This window comes from Flavobacterium sp. N1736, assembly GCF_025947065.1.
Lineage (GTDB): Bacteria > Bacteroidota > Bacteroidia > Flavobacteriales > Flavobacteriaceae > Flavobacterium.
Genome location: NZ_CP109994.1, coordinates 4,638,530 through 4,659,801, shown reverse-complemented (window position 1 = coordinate 4,659,801; position 21,272 = coordinate 4,638,530). Strand labels below are relative to the sequence as shown.

Below are 21,272 nucleotides of genomic sequence, written 5' to 3'. Positions count from 1 at the left end.
TTATGAATGATAACAATTTAATTCAGCTTAAACTATTAGTAAAAGAAGTTTTTGGAATAGATAATATTAATTCAAATACAGAACTAAATAAATTAAACACTGTATCAGAGGAAAATGATCATTTTATAGACTTATTTCAGACGAAGTTCAATATAGATATGAGGGCTTTTAACTACTATGAATATTTTGAAGAAGATGAATTTATCTTGATTTCAATTTTTAGAAGGATGTTCAAAAAAATAAAGAAAAGAAAATCTTTAACGGTAGCTCATTTGTTATTAGTTATCAATAAAGGAAAATGGTTTGAACCTGAAATACGGGAATAATTTTAAGTACCCCGCTCTACGAAGTGTTCGTCGTTAACGCTGCGCGAATGTCTCTGACTTCGCGCCCGCAAAGCGATTAAGTTTTGTCTAGAAGATCGAAATTTTAAAACGATTATTATTCTAAAGACAATTTTGAAAAAAGTCGGCAGACTTTTAGAGGTTTACGTTTTATGAGAACTGCAAAATAAGGAGCGCAAAGTCAGGAGACTTTGCGCAGCGGGGGGATCAATGGGACTAAAAATAGTCCCCCAGTTCATTGGAAACCAAATGGAAATTAAAATACAGGAAAAAATAATGATATATGGTTATTTCTTTAATAATGGAACTTTACCTCCTGGTAACAGTATATTTAGATAAATTTAAAAGTAAAAAATATGAAATTTGGATTAGCAATTATTTCAACTCCTGAAGTAGAAAATAAAATAGAAATTATTAACTCATTATCAGATGATTTGAGATTTTTTTTCAAAAATAAAGATTATGGAAATGATGTTAAATCATATACCATTGGGGTACATTGTCAAAATGTACCTCCAGGTTTTGAGAAGTTTTCTAAACTTCCTAAACCAAGCTATACGAAAGGAAAAAAAACTATTAATCCTGACGGAATACCTTTCACTCTTGAAGATAGTTTTGAACATAGTATTAAACTTGATTTTGAAACCTTTAAAAATTCTTCAGAAATCGAAGCTGAAAAATATTTAGCACAAGAAATTATAAAATCATTAGATATTATTGAAACTATGAAGGCTAAAATTAAAGATTTTGATTCTTTAACTTTTAGAACAGATTTAGAGAATTATTTTAAGGAAAAAAACTTAATATAGAGGTTTCATGGTATGATAATTAACAACAATTATGTATGAAACTAGCATTAGCTCAGTATATATCAGCTGAAATAAAAAAAGAAACTAGATTTTTGATTGATTTTTCTGATAATATGGAAAAATCTTTTATAAAAAAAATATATGGGAATGATTTAATGGAAATTGTAATTGGGATTATATGTGTAAGTCCAATCTTTGAACAATTTTTTAAGCCAAAACCACCAAAATATACTAAAGAAAAAAAACATATAAAAAGTGAAGGATTTGAATATGAAATTGAAAAATGTTTAGAATATAGTATAAAATTGGATTTTGAAACATTTAGAAATTCTTCAGAAATCGAAGCCAAAAAATATTTATCAGAAGAAATTTTAAAATCATTAGAAATTATAGAGGCAATGAAATCTAAAATTAAAGATTTTGATTTGATAAATTTTAAAAAAGATTTGGAAAATTATTTTAAAGAAAAAGATTTAATATAAAGGAATAGTATAGTAATTGTATGATATTGATAACTAATAAAATTATTTATGAAACTTGTATTAGCACAATATACATCAGCAGACATTGTAAAAGAAACAGATTTTGTAACGGGTTTTTCAAACGACTTAAAATCTCATTTTAATAAAAAAGAATATGGAGATAGTCTAAAGAATATTGTCATAGGAATTATTTGTGTTAGTTCAAGTCTTGAAGCCTTTTTTAAACCAAGAAGACCAAAGTATATCAAAGATAAAAAGCATGTAAAAAGTGAAGGTTTTGAGTATGATATTGAAAAATATTTGGAATATGATTTAAAATTAGATTTTGAAATAGTAAAAAAAGCGTCTGATGATGAGGCAAAAAAATATTTGGCGCAAGAAATTTTAAAATCATTAGATGTCATTGAAACTATGAAGTCTAAAATTAAAGATTTTGATTTGATAAATTTTAAAAGAGATTTAGAGAATTATTTTAAAGAAAAAGGACTTATATAAAAAGGGATTATATATTAATGATGTTGTAGTTTAGGATGTTTGACACTTAGCTGTGAGCCCGATATTCCGACAGATATCTGGGATCAATGGGACTAAAAATAGTCCCCCAGTTCATTGTAAACCAAATGGAAATTAAAATACAGAAAAAAATAATGATATATGGTTATTTCTTTAATAATGGAACTTTACCTCCTGGTAACAGTATATTTAGATAAAATTTAAAAAATATGGATTTAGGATTAGCAATTATAGGCAATATCGATCAAAAAAAAACAGATTTGATTGTAAAATTATCGGATGAAATGAAGGTCTATTTTAGAAATAAAACTTATGGATCTGACATTAAAGCTTATACAATAGGCATAGTTTGTGTAGCTCCACAATTTGCCCAGTTTTTCAAAGCTCAGAAACCTAAATATACCAAAGGTAAAAAAGTGATCAATCCTGACGGAATACCTTTCACTCTTGAAGATAGTTTTGAACATAGTATCAAGCTTGATTTTGAAACATTTAAAAATTCTTCAGAAGTCGAAGCTAAAAAATATTTGGCACAAGAAATTTTAAAATCATTAGATATTATTGAAACTATGAAGGCTAAAATTAAAGACTTTGATTTGATAAATTTCAAAAGAGATTTAGAAAGTTATTTTAAAGAAAAAAACTTAATATAAAAAATAGTTTGACATTATATGATAATTATATATATGAAACTAGCATTAGCTCAATATACTTCCCCCTGTCAATACCAAAAACTATATATCAAATGGCAAAACCAACCGGCTTTTCTGAAATAATGATGTGGTATTATATAAGTAGTACTGGAGTAACTAATAAACCCGGCAATTAAAATATTTGTTTTATGAAAAAAGTGATTTGTTTATTTATTTATTTTGTTTTTAGCTCTTGTAATTTAGCTCCAGGAAGTTACCCTTATGCCGAAATATATGAATTTGATGTTTCAGAGGAAGTTTTAATAAAAGCAGTTGAAGAATTTAAAATCGATAATCCTAAATATACATTACCAAATCAAGAAAGATTTATAGATGGTAAAAAAAATAAAAAAGACCATTGGTTTCATGTTTGGTTTTATTATCCTGATAGAAATAAGATTGTAAAATCCTGGATAAGAGGTAATAAAATAGCATTTGTAGGTATAGGTGAGGGAATGGATTTAAGAAGCTATAAAGAAATTAACAAAGATTTTGGGTACTCAGAAAATAAAGAAGAGAAGAGAATGTTTGAAGAACAAATTTTAAAGAAGATCAAAGAAAAATTATAACCCGATCGCTCGAATATACATAACTCCAGGAAATTAAAATTTTTATGTTATGAAAGAAACGATTTATCTATTAACATTTTTTGTTTTTGCTTCCTGTAATTTTGCTTCTGGAAGTTATCCGTACGCAGAAGTATATGAATTTGATGTACCCGAAGATAAATTAATAGGGGCTGTAAGCGAGTTTAAAATCAATAATCCTGATTTTATTGTACCGGAAAACATTGGATTAGTTGATGGTAGAAGTAAGGATAAAACAGATCACTGGTATCATATTTGGTTTTATTATAAAAAAGAAAATCAAATCATTTATACTTGGATTAGAGGAAATGAATTTGCTTTCATAGCTGTGAATGAAGGTACAGAATTAGGGAACTGGAAAGATATCAACAAAGATTTTAATTGTTCTGAAAACAAGGAGGAAAAGAAAAAATTTGAAGAACGGATTTTAAGTAAGATCAAAGAAAAATTATAACGCTGTGCGAATGTCTCTGACTTCGCACCCACAAGTGTTTAGGTTTTGTGTAGAGTCCGTTGTTGAAAGATCAATCTTAAAGACTATTTTGTAAAAAGTCGGGAGACTTATAGAGGTTTAATTTTTAGCTGTAATAAAACTTAAAACGCAAAGTCAGAAGACTTTGCAGAGCGGGGAGATATTCAGTTTGATAAAATCCAATTAACAAATCAGGCGATTATCGCTTTTATAAAAATAAACGGAACTGTAAATGTTTCTGTTGATGGATTGAAATAATCTCAAAATTTATATCAAAAAAAAGCAGTATAAAATTATACTGCTTTTTTCTTTTTAGACTGATACATTCTGTAAATCAGAACGCCTATAACTGCTACCAATAAATACGGAATCACCATTAAATAAACAATTCCGTCATTTACAGCTTCTGCTTTTTTTACATTCGAATCTCCTGCAAGAGCCGCACGACACATTGCGCATTGAGCATTTGCTGCAAGAGAAAAGAAAAGAGATAATAGAATATAGATGTATTTCGATGAAAATAATCTTCTTTCAATTCTTTTTTCTTTATTCTTAATTCTATTTTCTTTTTTAATTTGCATAATAAGGAGAAATCATTAAATAAACCACTACACCTGTCACAGCAACATACAACCAAAGTGGAAACGTTATTTTGGCTATTTTTCTATGTCTGTCAAATTGTTCCGAAAGTGCTCTCACATACGATATTAATACCAAAGGAATAATTATGATAGACAATAAAATATGAGTTATTAAAATAAAGAAATATACATAACGCAATCCGCCAATTTTAGCTGTTTCTGCCAAATCAAGAATTCCGTCATGGTTTAAATCTCCAAATTTAGTCGAATCAGAAGTCATATGATACGCTACATACATAACTAAAAAGGCAACTCCTAATGCAATGGCAGAAGTCATTAAACGTTCATGCAGTTTACGTTTTCCGTTTTTAACAGCAATTACTGCCCAAACCAAAACTATCGCTGTAATACCGTTTGTTGTAGCGTAAATTGGAGGTAAAAATGATAATGGCTCAACATTAAATCCTAAATCTTTTAATTTTACAGCGAACAAGATACCTACAAGTACCGGAACTACAATTGAAACAATAATAATAAATGTGCTGAATTTTTTTTCTAATGAGTGATCTTCCATTTTTATTCTGCTAATAATATTTTAATATCTTCCTGAATATCTCTAACGCCTTTTTTGTCTAATCCGTCGTAATATAAAATTGGATTTCCAAACTCATCTTTACGACAACGAATATTGCCGTCTTTATCAATTAAGGCAAATAAACCTGAATGCTCAAAACCTCCGTTTACTTTTGCATTCTCGCCAGCGTATAAGTTGAATCCTTTGTTAGACAAATCCATAATTGTGGCTTTTTCTCCTGTCAGGAAATTCCAGTTTGATGATTTAACGCCTAATAGTTTTGCATGTTCTTTTAAAACTTGCGGTGTATCGTGATTAGGATCGATTGTGATGGAAACAATTCCAAAATTTGGATTTCCGAAAAAAGTCTTTTCGATTTCTAACATGCTCAAATTCATTTTTGGACAAATAGAAGGACATGTCGTAAAGAAAAATTCTAATACATACACTTTCCCTTTATAGGTTTCATTTGAAATTTTGGCATTGTCCTGATTTGTTAAGTCAAATTTTGGTGCGGGACCAATGGTTAACAATTTCGAATCCGATTTGTCCGTTTTCAAACCTACATTATCCAAACGACTTCCTTTTACAACTTCACCGTTTTTTATTCTGTCTACAATTTTAGGCACAGCATAAATTCCGAAAATTAAAATGATAAAAGAAATTCCGATATATGATTTATTTTTAAACATTATATTGCAATTTAAAGTTGTTTAGTAGCGTTGTGATTCTTTTTTAGAGCAGCACGATATTCGTATAAAATGATTTTAAAATCATCAAGCATTTCGTTGCTTAATTCAGACGGATGAAAGGTATCATAACCTTCTTTGTACTCCTTTTTATTGTCTTTATCATTTTTATTTGCTCCTTTTCTGCCCCTTAAATTTCGTTCTTTATCTATGATATAAACATTCGAAGTTCCTAAATTATCATCCAGCTTTCCTTTTAAGTGCAATTGGTTGTAAAAGGTTTTAATCTCTTCGGGAGAGGCAAAAACAAAATTCCATCCTTTTACATCTGTAAAAGGCTTTAATGCATCTAACACTTTTTGAGCTTGATCTTCTGTCCCAACAGGGCAAATCACGACAAACTGAAGATCTTCAAATCCATTATAACGTTTGTAAATTTTTTCATTTAAGTTGAAATAATTACCACGGTTATTTAAAATTTCTGAACCTGAAAAACCCAGAACTGTTATCTTTTTATCAAGTGAAACTTTTTCTCCATTTAGGGATTTCCAATTACCAAAATCTGCAATCTTAGGTGTTATAACAGGAAGTTTAGTAAAACTATTAACACCGGAAGCAAAAAATAAATAGGCAACAATTGGCAGGACAAAAAGTACAAAGAGGACTATATTTTTTTTCATTATATTAACGGAAGTTATTAAGATACAAAAATAAAAAAATCCCGATGTTATCGGGACTCTTTTCGAATTAATATCATGTTAAAAATTCCATTTTATAGTAGAATCTTTAAAAACCCCATAAATATAATGTCCTTCTGTTAGCAGAATAAACAATAAATATAAAACTAGGAATATAACTGGAGAAACTACAGCCCATCTAAGGCTGCTTTTTTCACCTTCCATGTGCATGAATGCCCATACTATATAATATGCTTTGAAGATTGTCAGGATATAGAAAATCCAGTTTAACAAGTTCAAACCAATAAAATGATTAAATTCTAATGTTGCTGGTTTTAAAATACCAAGGATAACTTCTACTGTAGTTACGACTGATAATAGTGCGAAAACAAACCAGATTCTTTTTGTATTTGATACGTGCTCGTGTGACATAATAATAAATATCTTAAATTAAACTAGGTAGAAAACTGTAAATACAAATACCCAAACTAAATCGACAAAGTGCCAGTATAAACCAACTTTCTCTACCATTTCGTAACTTCTTCTTTTTTCGTAAGTTCCTAATAACACATTAAAGAAAATAATGATGTTAATGATTACTCCGGAAAATACGTGGAATCCGTGGAATCCTGTAATGAAGAAGAAGAAATCAGCAAATAATTTACTTCCATATTCGTTTCTGGTTAAGTTTGCACCTTCTACTACGTATTTTGCCGAGCTCAAGCGAGCTTCAGATTCTGCTCTGTCTAAAATTGTTTTTTTCTTTTTCTCAGTAAGTTTTTCAGTTCTTACCAATAATTCAGGATGTGCTTTAAAACCAGCCTGAACTTCTGCTACAGTATATGTTGGCTGCGTTTCAGCATCTTCCATAAACCATTTTTCTTTGCTTCTTGTTAAAGCTTCTCTTTGTTCCGGTAATTTTACAGCAAATTCTTCAAGAGCTACTCTTTTACCATCTTTATCAACGAACTGCAATAAACTTCCACCTGCAGTTTCAACTGCACCATATTCTCCTTTAATGAAGTTTTTCCATTCCCAGGCTTGAGAACCAACGAAAATTAAACCTCCAATAATAGTTAAGAACATATAGATGGCAACCTTTGTCTTTTTTAAATGATGACCTGCATCAACAGCCAAAACCATTGTTACAGATGAGAAAATCAAGATAAAAGTCATTAAGGCTACATAATACATTGGAGCCGAAACGCCATGCATAAATGGGAAGTGAGTAAACACTTCATCAGCCAAAGGCCAGGTTTCGATAAATTTAAATCTAGAAAAACCATAAGCAGCAAGGAATCCAGAGAATGTCAAGGCATCTGATACGATAAAAAACCACATCATCATTTTACCATAACTTGCTCCTAGTGGCTCATTGCCACCTCCCCAAGTTTTTTCGTCGTTATTTGCAGTAGTAACTGTCGCTTCCATAAAAGATATTCGTTAAAAAGTTCCCAAATTTACGTTTTTTTCTTATTTAAAGAAATATAAAAATAAAAATAAATATACCCATAATAAATCCAAAAAGTGCCAATACATCGCACCTAGTTCTATACCAAGAGTTTGAGTCGAATTGTATTTTTGTTTAAAATGATTATAAATTATAATTAAAAGTGAAATTAATCCTCCAGCCAGGTGCAACAAGTGTGTAACCGTTACAACATAAAGAAAAGTTGTAGTAATTGAGCTACCTTCTCCTGTAAAATAATACCCGCTTTCTACGATTTGACCAAATCCTGCAAACTGTAAAACCACAAATAAAATCCCTAATGCCAATGTTCCTAAAAGGAAAGCTGTTGTTGCGCTTCTGTTATCTTTTTGAATTGCTTTTTTTGCTAAATAAAAAGTAACACTACAACCTAAAATAACAGCTGTACTATAATAAAATGCAGTTGGTAATTCAAAATTCTTCAACCAGTCTGCTCTTGATTTACTTACTACAAATGCACTTGTAAGTCCGGCGAACATCATCGTCATACTTACCATAGCAAATAATAAAATCAGTTTCGCTGATTTTGATTTCGTTACCTGTTCTTCACTTGTTGTCATTATCATTTCCATAATTATCTTAAAAATTTATCTACTATAAATACGATTTGCAGCAGCGAAATATACGAAACGCTTACCAGCATTAATGTTCTTGCTGCTTTTGCAGTTCTTAATTGATACAAACGTGTTGCATAAAACAACATCCACAATCCTAATAAAAACACTAAAATTGCTGCAATAGGTGTTATAAACAATTGTCCTGTATAGCCTAAAACCGGTAACAGCGAAGCTATTATCAACCAAACGGTGTATAAAATAATCTGTAACGCTGTACCTTTATCTTTTTTACCTGTTGGCAGCATAAAGATTCCGGCTTTTTCATAATCTTCGTATAAAAACCAGCCAATTGCCCAGAAATGAGGGAATTGCCAAAAAAACTGAATTAAAAATAACGTTCCTGCCTCTATTCCAAACTCTCCTGTTGCCGCAACCCATCCTAACATAAACGGAATCGCGCCCGGAAAAGCTCCTACAAAAACTGATAGCGAAGTTACTGTTTTTAAAGGGGTATATATACTTGTATATAAAAAAATCGAGATTGCAGCAAACATTGCCGATTTTGCGTTAATTGTATATAGCAATGTAATGCCAATAACAGTAAGCAGACTTGCAACAAACAAAGCCATTTTTGGAGACATTCTTCCCGAAGGAACCGGACGATTTTTAGTCCTGTCCATTAAGGCATCAATGTCTTTTTCGATAACCTGATTAAATGCGTTTGACGCACCAACCATGCAATATCCGCCAATGGATAATATTACCAAAACGCTCCATTTAAAAGGATGTTCATCATTTACACCTAATAAATATCCTGCTATTGAAGAGAACAAAACACTAATAGCCAAACCAGCTTTAGTAATCTCTTTGAAATCCAGAAATATTGACTTTAATGAAAATGTATTTTTTGTAGCGTTCAAACCGTAATTGTTTGTATGTTTTTTTTGAGTGGTGCAAATGTACAAATTAGATTGTAGAATTCTGAACTATAAAATTAGATTTTTTTCAATAAAACCTTTACAAAATAAGGACTTGCATATTTTTAACACTATTATTTCGAAAAATCTTATTAAATACTAGTAATCAAAATACCAATTAAAGACATCTGAACGCAATCCGATCGTAAACCAGGTCGTACTTTGTTTAAAAGTGGTTGCTGTTTCTTGTGTTGGATCAAAATTTCTGTAGATAAAACTGCCAAAGAATTTTAGATTGGTCATTGGGTTTATCAAATATCCACCTTGAATATCGGCAATAAAAATACTTGTTTTATTTCCCTGCCCTACTTTTACACCTTTATCATACGGACGTTTATCATCGTAACTTTTATAAATATTTCCTCCATAATTATAACTGTCTGCTGTGGTATCAAAATCTAAACCTCTTGTTCCCATTGTAAATTTTGCATCACCAAAAATACGTCCTTTATGATAACGTCCAATTGCAACAAACTCTTCAAAATTTCCGCCCCATTGATGTCCCATACTTTGATTATTATGCCCGTAATTGGTAATTACAGCACTATGCTCATAAACATAAGGGCGCACATGATTATATTCAAGCTGCAGCAATAAATCTTTAACTTTAAAAGCGTTGAAGTATTTGGCACCTAACTGATATCCAAATTTATTTTTCCAGCTTTGCTCTCCTGCTCCCATATCTGAAACCGAAAATTCATCTAACAAAAACTGACCGTATAAATTAACACTGTTATTCCATTTGTATTTAGCCGTCATACCCAAAAGCGCATTTCCGCTTCGTGAAGAAGAAGCAAACTCAACAGAGCGATAAAAAATAATCGGATTAACAAAATTCACATCAAATCCTCTGTTGTTGGTGTCTGTCCAAACAACTGATTCAAAAAATCCTAAATTTAATTTATTCGAAACATTCCAGCTTAAATAATGATTTGCCATAAATTTAGACGCATAGGTTTTTTCAACCGTAACATCGGGGCGCACATCTTTAAGCCACATATAGGTATTGGTATATTTTATTTTCCAGAAAGTAGTATTGATTTTAAAATAAGGGTATGGGCTCGCTCCGTCACCTTCAAGCAAAGAACGATATCCGTCTCCAATAAAATTTCTGCCGTAACCTAACTGAAAATCAAAGATCTTACTTGGAGCGAATGTAATATTGGCTTCTGCCAAAGGAAAATCGTAAGCATCTGTTTTAAATCTTTTGGCAATTCCCATTCCCGGAATAATAGCCGGATTTCCTCCCGAAGGTTTTAATGTTTCGGCATAATCATTATAATAACCCGCAAAACGTCCCTGACTTTCAAAAACAGTTGTCGTAAAATTGATTTGTTTTCCTAAACCTCCTCTAAAATTTAAGGCACGTGTATTTACATAACTATAGGAAGCATCAAGATCTGAGGCTTTCCCCATTTGCAAATCAAGAATTGGGTTTAAAGCCAGCCAATAATCTTCACCCTGAATCTGAACCAGATTTTGATTCCAGAATTTTCTTCCTAACCAGGTCGAAACATTTTTTTGAAGTGATTCGTTTACTGCTTTCAAATTATAATATTTTGAAACCTCAGCATACGTATACGGTTTTGAAGCCGTGTGATTATTAGTTCCAACCTGATTCATTGCGCCGTCAAATTGCGCGTAATAACTATGTGAAAACGGAATATTCAAATGACTTTCAAACTCGGGATTATTGTATTTTTTATACACAATACTATCCAGTTCGGTCATTGGTTTTTCGAGTGGTTTCTCAATTTCGGCTGCTGCCAAAGCTTCTGCAGCAATTTGTTCTGCGCTTTTTAACGGAATAGCTATCGAAATGGTATATTTAGAATACGTTGGTTTTCCACTATATGTCGATGGTTTTATTTTCGAAAATTTACCAAAAACACGTTTCGCTTCTTCTGATAAATCTTCATTTTGTGCATTAACATAAATTACTTTAAATTCTCCGTTAACATCTACTTCAAAAAGCACTTTTACTTCACCTTGATAATTAGATTGTTTTAGATTTTCAGGAATTTCAAAATTATGATATACAAAATCCTGCACTTCTTTATAAAAACAGTTTTCTAAATCTTTTGATTGTAAGTTTTCGCAATTAGGAAAAACAGGAAATTGCTCGGTTGCAAAACCCGGCTTAACAGAACTGGTATTCGTTTCCTGAGAAAATGCAACGAAGGAAGATAATATAAGAATAAAGGATAAAAAATTCTTAATGATGTAAAATTTGGTTTTCATTTAATATTGATTTGGGGTATTTCCTCCGTTCGCAATTACTTTTGCTGCCGAAGTTCCAATTCGCTTAACTCCTAAACGAATCATTTCTATTGCTTCATTATACGTTCGAACGCCTCCGGCTGCTTTTACAGGCAACGGCGAAGCATTTTCTAACATCATAATTATAGTGTGAATTGTTGCTCCGTTTGGCAAATCATTTTCGGTTTTAAAAAAACCTGTAGATGATTTCACAAAAACCGATGCGTAATTTTCTTCTTTAAAATTTGATATAACCACATTTTTTATCAAAGCCGAAAGTTGAATAATTTCTTTGTCTGTCAGTGCAGCAACTTCAATAATCCATTTTACTGTTTTATTGTAGGCGAGTCCTATTTGTGTCGCTAATAAAATCTCCTGTTTTACTACTGCAAGATTTCCGTTTTTAAAAGCTTCATAATTACAAACAAAATCTAAGTCATCTGCTCCATTTTCAATGGCTTCATTTGCTTCTTTAATTTTGGTTTCGATATCTGATTTGCCTTCCGGAAAATCAATAACAGTTCCAACAAGCAGTGATGAATTAGCTTTCAAAATCATTTCTTTTGCCAAACTCACATATTCCGGCCGAATCATGATCAGCTTGAAATTTTCGGTAATGGCTTCAGAAATTGCATTTTTAACCACAATAGTATTTTCCTCATCCGAAAGTCCGGCTTGAGAAGCAGTTTTTAAGTAGGTCGAATCTAAATATTGCTTAATATTCATGATTTTTAAATACATGTGGAATTTCGACAAAAATACATTTAAAATTCAGAAAAAAAACCTCTTTTTGAATCTTGATTTTTTGGCAATAAAAAACCCACCGAAGTGGGTTTTATTTTTATATTCTATCGATTTGTTTTTTAAAAGCTATTGCTGTAAAAACACCTATTGTCGCTCCAATTGCATTTGCTAAAATATCTGTTACATCTGCAGATCTTGTTGTTGTAAAAACACTTTGCAAAATTTCGATTGTAATTCCAAAAAAAACAGAAAATATAAACGAAATCAAATAAGCTTTATAATCATCCGGCGCTTTTCCTTTTAATTCTTTTTTAAAAAACAAAATCCAGGAAAATGTAAACACAAAATGAAAACAAAAATGTACAATTTTATCAATGCTCGGAAAATTTACCGCAGGAATGTTACTTGAATCTGTCAAACAAAAATAAGTGATGATTCCTGATAAGATTATCGCCCAAAGAAGCAATAACTGTTTAGGCACCGATAAGTTGTTTATAAGCTTCGTCAGATAATAAAGAATCTATTTCTGATGCATCAGCAATTTTTATTTTAATCATCCATCCAGCTCCGTAAGGATCAGAATTTACTGTTTCAGGAGCACTTTCCAGGCTTTCATTAAAAGCAATAATTTCTCCGGTTAAAGGCAAAAACAAATCCGAAACTGTTTTTACAGCTTCAACTGTTCCAAAAACCTCATCTTTATCGAGTGTCTGATCTAAAGTTTCTACTTCAACATACACGATATCTCCTAACTCTTTTTGAGCAAAATGAGTAATTCCTACAGTTGCAACATCTCCTTCGATGCTAACCCATTCGTGATCTTTTGTGTACTTTAAATTTGCTGGTATACTCATAATAGTATGTTTGAAAATTGATAATTTAATAATTTAGACACAAATGTAATAATCTTCTAATGAAATCCCATTTAGAAACTTAAAATTAATTTCCGAAATTATATCGAAGTGTAAAGCCCGATCTAATGTTTGTTAACGGAAATGATGTTGAAATTACTGCCTTCGAGAACGAATGATCGTAATAGAATATCGCCGTCAGGTTTTTACTAAACGAATAATCTGCAGTTACTTTTACAGACCAAATATTTTGACCTGCTGCCAATTGATTGTTATCGTAATCTAAATATCGCACTAAAGTCTGGTTATTTCTCATAGAGAAATCCGCTTTTAGATTAATATCACTTTTGATGATTCCTGTTGGATTATCTGCAAGTCTTGATGAGAAAATTACATCTTTAAAACGGTATCCTAATCCTACAACATATTCAATTCCTTTTACTTCTGTCAACAAATTATTATCAAAACTCATCGATAAAGCTCTGTCTTTTTTAATTTCAGTAAGCAATCGCAAAGAACTTTTAAGTTCAAAATCTACTCGAATAAGCGGACTAAACTGCTCTACCAAATTGACATTAGACATAATCGTTTTGTTGTAAAAATTATAATTTACGTCCTTATTCTCCGGCGTATCTGCAAACTTATCATAATCAAAATTTGACCTGAACTGGTTGATTGTGTATGATGCTCTATAATTATGCTGTAATGAAAAACGTTTAAATTTATCTTTAAAGAATTTATAACGCATTAACCCATTATATTTTATGCTCCAGTTTGGAATAGGGAAACTTTTAAAAATTCCTGTTGAAACACCCGAAGCATCACCACCGGAATAAGCTGCTAAAAACGCCGGCAATAAAACGGCCTGATTACTTTTTCCATATCCTATTGGATATCCTGCATTAGATGTATAAATATCTCTTTTGGCTTTGTCAGGATCATTAGTTGGATCTACTGGCGGTGCCGGAATTGGATTGTTTGCATCTCCGTATCTCGGAATTTCAGTTCCTGCTCCATAATAACCTTCGGCTAAACGATTGGCAATAATTAAACGATTGTTTCTAAAATCATCAAAAGCAGCTGACTGCGTTTCATTACTGGTAGAAAATGCCGTTTTAATTAATACTGTCGAAATCGAGAACATTCCGTAAGTATAAGGAGACTGTGGTGTATATTGATTATTATTATCTATATCAACAATATATTGCTCAGATGAATTCTGAGAATAGGAACGATCCATTGTTAAATCGATTTTCAAATCGGGAAACAAATCAACATTCGCAGTTACTTTTAATAGCTTATTTGTTGTTTGTGTAAAGTTTTGATTAAAATCCTGATACGTGGTTAACCAGCCATTTTTTGCCGATTCATATCGAACATCATCCTGACTTCCAAAAACAAATCCTAAAGATGGTTTTGAAGTACCAAAGAAACCAACACCCGGCGTATATCCCGGTAAAACTGTTCCGCTATTTTTAGTATAATTAATCTGAATATTTTTTACACTTGTCAAAACGCCTATTAAACCATCATAAAAAGGACTTCTGTTTGCAACCGGTTTTGTTGCCGTATTAACAATTTTTTCTCCTGGTTTTGGCGGTGTTATAGCTTTAGGTTTAGCAGGAGATTTTCCTCCGGGTGTCAAACCTAAATACTTATACAACATATTCATATTAAGCGTTGTTGTTAAAGTATTTGAATTAGCGTTCTGAATCGTGTTACCTAAATCATATAAACTTGTTGTCCCATCTGTATTTACCTCTTCATATTGAGAAAATGCAGTTGAAGAACGCTGCCAGTTATAATCTGCAGTATAAGAATAACTTGCCTTAACAAAACTGAACAATGGAATTTTATTAATCGGAATATCATAATTCAGCACCAATTGCTGAATGTGCTGATTTGGTGTTCCAATATCAAAGTAATCATCCCAAATATTAAAGTCTTCTTTTGGTGTATTATCGTCATTTAAAAAATTTCTAACAATATTATTTGAAGCCGCAGTATAGTTTAATTTTAATGATTTCGTTAGGTTGTAACCAAATCCATATTGATAATTAAACGCAAAATTTCTTCTGTAAAGCGGATCAATCTGAATTCCTTCAACCTGAACATCTCTATATTCCTGACGATTGCTTTGTCTTATAACATTCGTATTAAAAGTAATATTCGATGGCAAATAGTTAAAATTGAAATCACTTAACAGCTTCCAATATTCACTTTTTTTCATGAATTTGGTTTGTTTAAATGGCACTACTTCTTTTGGCTGAAAAGTATACGCATAATTCACTGCTGTATTGGACTGTTCATCCTCATAAGATGCTACTTCATAATCATGTCGTTCTACCTGATTGTATGATTGCGAAAATGTCAGGTTCTCAACATCATAAACATGTTGTTTTTGTTCCGGAGCCCTGTCTTTCCTCACGCCAATAAAATTGATGCTTTTTCGCTTTGTATAATCTATGGCACGTGTTCTGATATTGTCTTTCTCGGCTTCATTTGTTGTTTCTCTTAACAACTGATCTAATTTAATATCCTGATTAAAAGGATCATATTCTGGCGTAATAACCTCTTCTCCAATCGCATAATTAAACGGCAAATTGATTCCCCATTTACGCGGAAGAAGTTTACCTAAATTTAAATTAGTTACAATATTATATTGCTGAATATCTTCACGATCTCTTTCGTTAGCGCCTTGTTCTAAAGATCCAAAACCTATCGTGCTTTTTTTACCTGTAGCCGAAATGGTTGCAAAATCGGCCATGTTTGTATCGATATTTAATATCGCTGCCATACCGCCTTTATTATCCATATCAGACATACGGAGTTCGTTAAACCAAACCTCTCCCTTTACATCGGTACGATCAGTTCTGTTTTTTAAACCCAGCATTAAATTTCGAACCAAACCAAAATTTGGATTACCCTTTATCCCTAATCTTAATCTACTGTCACCATCTCCCCCTTCAACTTCGGGGTCATCATCAGGATAATAAATACCATTAATATCTCTTTTTGGAGAGTTAATATCTATTGACATCCCCTTGATTTTCATTTTCGTCAATAAGTCAAGTGCCAAATCTATATCATTTTCTGATTTCCAAACCTGATCAGGGCTTACAGCCGAAGATCCTCCGGGCACTGTTACTTTTAAAGGAATCTCGACCTGATAAAAGTTTTGGGAAAAGTCATTTCCAAAACGGATAAATGCACCCATTTCATCATCTCCCAATGTAGCTTGCTGCGGTAATGATTCAGCATGTAAAAACATTTTCAGTTTTTTGTACTGACGCATATCAACACTCACATTTTTAAATACAGCTCTGGAATCATTTACCTGCAATCCTGCTCCGGAAACTCTTAATGCTAATGATTGCTCATTTTGATTAATAACGGTATTATTATTATACAATTGCTCACGTTGTACTCCTGGCGGAATCACATAATTTACTGGTTCTTTTGTTCCATTTTCCTGAACGTTAACCGCTAAAACATCAAAGTCAGTACCATCATCATCGGGATTTGTATCAGTTCCATCAAGACTGCCTGTATATCTTCTCCATTCGCCTCTTACTAAATCAAGAGCTCCAAAACGAACTGTCATCTGATCATTAAAACCAGTCATGAACATACGCATGAAACGAATAGATCTAAAATCGGTAATATTTCCAATGGTGTTTTGTGGCTGCGCAACAGGAATTTTAAACTGAATCCATCTTGCATTTGTTGTCCCTCCGTTTGGCAGCTCCACATTGCTTACGTCACGAATATCTGTAATATAATTTTGTCCAACCTGCATTCCCGGTCTTACATCAATACTATATTCATAATAAGCATTAATGGTATTCATTGTATTATCACGATTGATATCTTCTACATCAGGTAATGTTGTAGAACCACGATTTGGATCATCAATACTAACAGGTGAGTTTCCTTCGGTTCCATTGTATTTTTTATAACGGTCTAAAACGCCTCCTTCGGTATTTAAATAATAGGTATAATCGTCTGCAGCGGGATCAGCTTCTCCTGCGTAATTGGTATATACAGATCCTTCTCTGGAGTTTGGCAAACCATCTAAACCTACGTCTTGATTTTTACGATTATCGGAATTTGTATCAAATGCGTAAATTAATGATTGAGATGCCGGAACATCTCCCCAAATTGGCTGTGGATTAACCATAACCTGATCCGGACCTAATCCGTTTTCATATTGTTTTCTACCGTCTTTTAATACGTCTTCAGAAACTTCACCTAAATTAAAATAGATTTTACCAATATTATTCGTTTGCGCTTCACCATTTCCAACATACGGGTCAAGTACCCAAAACTGGATATATTCAACATTTCCCTGTTCGAAATTGGTTGAATTTAAAGAACGCATAATTCCTCCAAAATTTGAAGTTACAGGATCTGAATTAAAACTTGGATTGTTGTTATACGGTCCTCTTTCTGATGGATAATAACTTAAATCCAATGTATTGATAACTTGTATCTGACCTTGTGCAATATCTGTATTTGGATATAACTCTTTACTGTAAACTCTTCTGGTTGTATTTAATGACAAATCATCGTTTGAAATACCCGATGGTTTTGAAGAATAAAAAACAGGATCGATGGTATACCATGATAATTTTGCTCTTTTAAAACCATAATCCAAAGTACTTGAACCGGCATTAAAAGTATTATCATTTATTGAATTTAAAAATGGTGTCGAAGCTAAACTCCACGCATATGCAGAACGCATATCGATGGTAGATTGTGATCCTTCGAAATCATCAATATAAATAGTTGCTTCACCTTCAAAATCACTTGCTTTTGGAGCGTCGGGTTTTAAAAATGCAACTTCTCCACGAATAGAAAGATTTGAAGGAACATCAGTATCCATATTTGGTAATTTATTTACCAATCTGGTAAAAAATGGAACTTCGGTTGAATAATTTCCGTTAAAACCAAAGATGGTATTATTTACTGATTCTTGTCCATAACTTGATTTTTGGGTAAATGGCTTTTCAGTCATTTTTAAAAATGTTCCGCCAATAACAAAATTATCTGATATTTTATGTTCGATATTGAAACCCATAAATCTTCGGGTTTGCTGCCCAAAAATGGAATTATTTTCCAATGAAACTTCAATCGGTGTATTTGATGCCTGAAGTGAAGGGTCAAGAATTTGTACTCTTCCTAATTGATAATCTACGCTATAATCAATTCCTTCAACCAAAACTCTTCCGGCAGCTGTAACTACAACAGAACCCTGAGGAACGTTGAATGCACCAATAGGAATACCATTACTTCCGGTAGATTTATACTTTCCACGCAATAAAAATTTGTTTTTATCGCTGTCCTGTAGAGCTCCGGATTGTGTGTTTCGATACATGTTTCTAAACACGTATTTTCGCTGATTGTCATTATAAGTGGTTGGATTATCATAATCTTCTCCGGCAGAATTTTGCAGTTTGCTAAATAAAAGCTCCCCGAAAGGTTCTTTGGTTGTAAAAATAATTCGTCCGTTTTGGGCATCTACAGTTATTCCCGGAATATAATCGAAGAAACCATCACCTCCTGTTTGAGGATCATTATTATAATTTAATCGGTCTAAGTTGAAAACATTTAATAATGGCGTGTCTTTTACCGCCATATCGGCCGCTGGATTATTAGGGAATGTGGTTCCTAAAACCGGCGTAATATAATTTATTGGAGACGGATCTGTATATAGAATGTTTAACCTGAAATCGTCTTGTTTGATTTGATAAGCCTGCGGAATTTGATACACGTTTTTCATCATCAAATTCCAAACCGGATTATTAACGTTTGTTAAACTGCTTTTAAGCATTTTTAAAATCAAACTTTGCGTAATGATAGCCTGATTTGAGGGATTATTTCCGGTAACGATTGTACCGTCGACACCATCGCTTCCAAATTCTCCAACCTGATAAACCTGATCTCCAACAGTGTATTCATAAGCAACAGCAAGAATTTCATCATTTGCCAGACGCTGCTGCAGGGAAATATATCCTAATTGTGAATTAAAAGTATATTCGTTTGTTGTTAATTTTCGGGCGTTTTCAAGAACTGAAAAATCTGTTCCCTCACTTACATTTGGAACATTTGCAAGATTAAAACCAGCTTTAGCTGTTACTATTTCTCTAATATTTGAGTTTAAATAAGATCCTGACTGACCAATTAAAGCAGGATTATATTTATTGTTTTTATTATCTGTTGGAGAACCTATTGCAGTACTGAAAAAGCCTGCTGAAGGATTTATAACCACTACTTCATTATCCTGCATACCTGCAATTTGTCCCTCTCCTAAATCCTGAAGGGCTATAACATTACGCAAGTTGTTGTTTGTTGTGCTTACTCGATTTTGTTTGTTTGTTACCCAAACTTCTAACCTTGTAATTTGAACACGGCTTTTAATTAAAGGATAGCCTTTTAACGAAGCATCGTATTTATCTCTAAAATATTGCGAAAGAAAGAAATGTCGGTCATTATCATAATCCAGAGCATATAAATCAAAATTCTGAACTGTTCCGCCACCTTCTGCAACTATACTCTTTGTTTGTGACTTCTGTTCTGAGAAAACTCCGGTAACGGTTGTTTTTCCAAATTGTAATTGTGCTTTTACACCAAATAAACTCTGAGCTCCACGAATTAGGGAACTATTTAAAGGCATACTAACGTTACCAACTTCTACTTTTTGAATAATATCATCTTCTGATGGGGTGTAGGCTAGTTTAAATAAGTTTTGAAACGCAAATGTAGATTGTGTGTCATAATTAGCATTTACTTCTAATCGTGTACCCACTTTACCCATTAAGCTCATACTGATTCGCTGATCAAAGTCAAAAGTTAGACTTGATCTGTTTCTTGGAGAAAATGCAGGATTATCTTGTTTTGTATATCGAATACCTAAGTCCATTTCTACAGATCCGGTAGGTTTTACATCGATTGTATTACTACCAAAAATACTTTCAAAAAGGCTTGAATTGATATAATATCTTGGCAGCAAATCTTTTTTTGCAGCCTCACTCCCAGACTTTTTACCATCGATAGCATCCGATTTTTTTCTGAAATAATCTCTTCTGGATTCTTTCAAAACTAAATCTTCGTATTCTTTTGGTGTTAAGATTATAGGATAATTTATAGAAAAGCCATCTACAGAATTGGTATAAATATATCGATCTGTAATTGGGTCGTACTTGTAAGCCGAAAGTATACTTGGAGGATCTTCAAGCTCTACTTTACCTGTAGAGAATTGAGTTTTAGTTGTATCTTGAACTGCTGGATTTACTTGCGCACGCAAAACATTACCGCAAAACAATATCAGTAAAAAAATACAAATTTTACGCATACAATTCGTTTATATAAAGTTGTGTTTATAGGCTTTTTAACGCTTTTTTGATGATTGTCTCTACTGTAGCTTCAGGATCTTCTTTAACGATCTTTTCAACTACTTTTTCTGAAGTTTTTCGAACAAAACCTAAAACTTCCAAAGCAGATAACGCTTCATCTCGATTTGTATTGTTTTGAACTACCGAAACTTCATCTAAATCGTACAACTTTAACACTTTTTCTTTTAGATCCAGTATAACTCTTTGCGCTGTTTTGTTTCCAATTCCTTTTATAGATTGTATAACGCCTACGTCTCCAGAGGCAATAGCGTTGATAATTTGCCTTGGTTCTATGGATGATAACATTGTTCTGGCAATATTTGCTCCAATTCCTGAAACAGATAACAACATTCTAAATATTTCTCGTTCTGATTTTTCTACAAATCCAAATAAAGTATGCGCATCTTCCTTAATTAGAAGATGCGTATACAGTTTTATAAAATCAGCATTAGGAAGTAATGAAAAGGTATGTAGAGATATATTTACATGGTATCCTACTCCACCACAGTCAATTACAACTTCAGTGGGGTTTTTTTCCACTAATTTTCCTTGCAAATGTGCTATCATAATTTAATTTAAGG

The 21,272-nt window shown here is 32.3% G+C and carries 21 protein-coding genes; 7 read left to right on the top strand and 14 right to left on the bottom strand.

All coding sequences use genetic code 11. The annotated features are described in order from the left end of the window. The first annotated feature begins 2 nt into the window (after positions 1-2). The 7 genes from OLM54_RS19740 (at position 3) to OLM54_RS19710 (ending at position 3,881) form a co-directional block, all read left to right on the top strand. Positions 3-326, top strand: a complete 324-nt coding sequence (locus tag OLM54_RS19740; RefSeq protein WP_264536251.1) for a DUF1493 family protein — start codon at positions 3-5, stop codon at positions 324-326. A gap of 374 nt (positions 327-700) precedes the next feature. Further along, positions 701-1,153, top strand: a complete 453-nt coding sequence (locus OLM54_RS19735) for a hypothetical protein (protein ID WP_264536250.1) — start codon at positions 701-703, stop codon at positions 1,151-1,153. Between the two features lie 35 nt (positions 1,154-1,188). Continuing rightward, positions 1,189-1,635 carry a hypothetical protein gene (locus tag OLM54_RS19730; RefSeq protein WP_264536249.1) on the top strand — a complete coding sequence of 149 codons (447 nt, stop codon included), beginning with the start codon at positions 1,189-1,191 and terminating at the stop codon, positions 1,633-1,635. A gap of 48 nt (positions 1,636-1,683) precedes the next feature. After that, the gene (locus OLM54_RS19725; RefSeq protein ID WP_264536248.1) at positions 1,684-2,130 is read left to right on the top strand and encodes a hypothetical protein; all 447 of its coding nucleotides are present in this window, start codon (positions 1,684-1,686) and stop codon (positions 2,128-2,130) included. 227 nt (positions 2,131-2,357) lie between these two features. Beyond that, entirely contained in the window at positions 2,358-2,801 is a 444-nt protein-coding gene (locus OLM54_RS19720) for a hypothetical protein (protein ID WP_264536247.1), read from the top strand. Positions 2,802-2,989: 188 nt separating this feature from the next. Further along, a complete protein-coding gene (locus tag OLM54_RS19715; RefSeq protein ID WP_264536246.1) occupies positions 2,990-3,409 on the top strand; it encodes a hypothetical protein in 420 nt (139 codons plus the stop codon). 49 nt (positions 3,410-3,458) lie between these two features. After that, on the top strand, positions 3,459-3,881 hold the full coding sequence (locus tag OLM54_RS19710; protein WP_264536245.1) for a hypothetical protein: 423 nt from the start codon (positions 3,459-3,461) through the stop codon (positions 3,879-3,881). Between the two features lie 311 nt (positions 3,882-4,192). Here the strand turns inward: OLM54_RS19710 and OLM54_RS19705 are convergent, their stop codons facing one another. The 14 genes from OLM54_RS19705 to ruvA form a co-directional block, all read right to left on the bottom strand. Further along, complete coding sequence (locus OLM54_RS19705; RefSeq protein ID WP_264536244.1) at positions 4,193-4,480, bottom strand: hypothetical protein; 288 nt, start codon at positions 4,478-4,480, stop codon at positions 4,193-4,195. Then, positions 4,470-5,054 carry a DUF420 domain-containing protein gene (locus OLM54_RS19700; protein ID WP_264536243.1) on the bottom strand — a complete coding sequence of 195 codons (585 nt, stop codon included), beginning with the start codon at positions 5,052-5,054 and terminating at the stop codon, positions 4,470-4,472. Before OLM54_RS19700 ends, OLM54_RS19705 begins: the two co-directional genes overlap by 11 nt. Positions 5,055-5,056: 2 nt before the next feature. Next, positions 5,057-5,746, bottom strand: a complete 690-nt coding sequence (locus OLM54_RS19695) for an SCO family protein (protein ID WP_264536242.1) — start codon at positions 5,744-5,746, stop codon at positions 5,057-5,059. A gap of 11 nt (positions 5,747-5,757) precedes the next feature. Then, positions 5,758-6,423, bottom strand: coding sequence for a hypothetical protein (locus tag OLM54_RS19690; RefSeq protein WP_264536241.1), 666 nt, complete (start codon positions 6,421-6,423; stop codon positions 5,758-5,760). Between the two features lie 78 nt (positions 6,424-6,501). Next, positions 6,502-6,852 (bottom strand): cytochrome C oxidase subunit IV family protein, encoded by a 351-nt coding sequence (locus tag OLM54_RS19685; protein WP_264536240.1) that lies wholly within the window; start codon positions 6,850-6,852, stop codon positions 6,502-6,504. 18 nt (positions 6,853-6,870) lie between these two features. Further along, positions 6,871-7,851, bottom strand: coding sequence for a cytochrome c oxidase subunit 3 (locus tag OLM54_RS19680; RefSeq protein WP_264536239.1), 981 nt, complete (start codon positions 7,849-7,851; stop codon positions 6,871-6,873). Positions 7,852-7,893: 42 nt separating this feature from the next. Next, positions 7,894-8,481, bottom strand: a complete 588-nt coding sequence (locus OLM54_RS19675; RefSeq protein ID WP_264536238.1) for a heme-copper oxidase subunit III — start codon at positions 8,479-8,481, stop codon at positions 7,894-7,896. A 2-nt stretch (positions 8,482-8,483) separates the two neighbouring features. Next, a complete protein-coding gene (gene cyoE / locus OLM54_RS19670) occupies positions 8,484-9,386 on the bottom strand; it encodes a heme o synthase (protein ID WP_264536237.1) in 903 nt (300 codons plus the stop codon). 156 nt (positions 9,387-9,542) lie between these two features. Further along, positions 9,543-11,684 carry an energy transducer TonB gene (locus OLM54_RS19665; protein ID WP_264536236.1) on the bottom strand — a complete coding sequence of 714 codons (2,142 nt, stop codon included), beginning with the start codon at positions 11,682-11,684 and terminating at the stop codon, positions 9,543-9,545. Beyond that, entirely contained in the window at positions 11,685-12,428 is a 744-nt protein-coding gene (gene deoC, locus OLM54_RS19660) for a deoxyribose-phosphate aldolase (RefSeq protein ID WP_264536235.1), read from the bottom strand. A gap of 115 nt (positions 12,429-12,543) precedes the next feature. Then, complete coding sequence (locus tag OLM54_RS19655) at positions 12,544-12,927, bottom strand: VanZ family protein (RefSeq protein ID WP_264536234.1); 384 nt, start codon at positions 12,925-12,927, stop codon at positions 12,544-12,546. Next, complete coding sequence (gcvH, locus tag OLM54_RS19650) at positions 12,920-13,300, bottom strand: glycine cleavage system protein GcvH (RefSeq protein ID WP_192185997.1); 381 nt, start codon at positions 13,298-13,300, stop codon at positions 12,920-12,922. Before gcvH ends, OLM54_RS19655 begins: the two co-directional genes overlap by 8 nt. 85 nt (positions 13,301-13,385) lie before the next feature. Continuing rightward, entirely contained in the window at positions 13,386-20,651 is a 7,266-nt protein-coding gene (gene sprA, locus OLM54_RS19645) for a cell surface protein SprA (RefSeq protein ID WP_264536233.1), read from the bottom strand. A gap of 25 nt (positions 20,652-20,676) precedes the next feature. After that, positions 20,677-21,258, bottom strand: coding sequence for a Holliday junction branch migration protein RuvA (gene ruvA, locus OLM54_RS19640; RefSeq protein ID WP_264536232.1), 582 nt, complete (start codon positions 21,256-21,258; stop codon positions 20,677-20,679). Positions 21,259-21,272 lie beyond the last annotated feature (14 nt).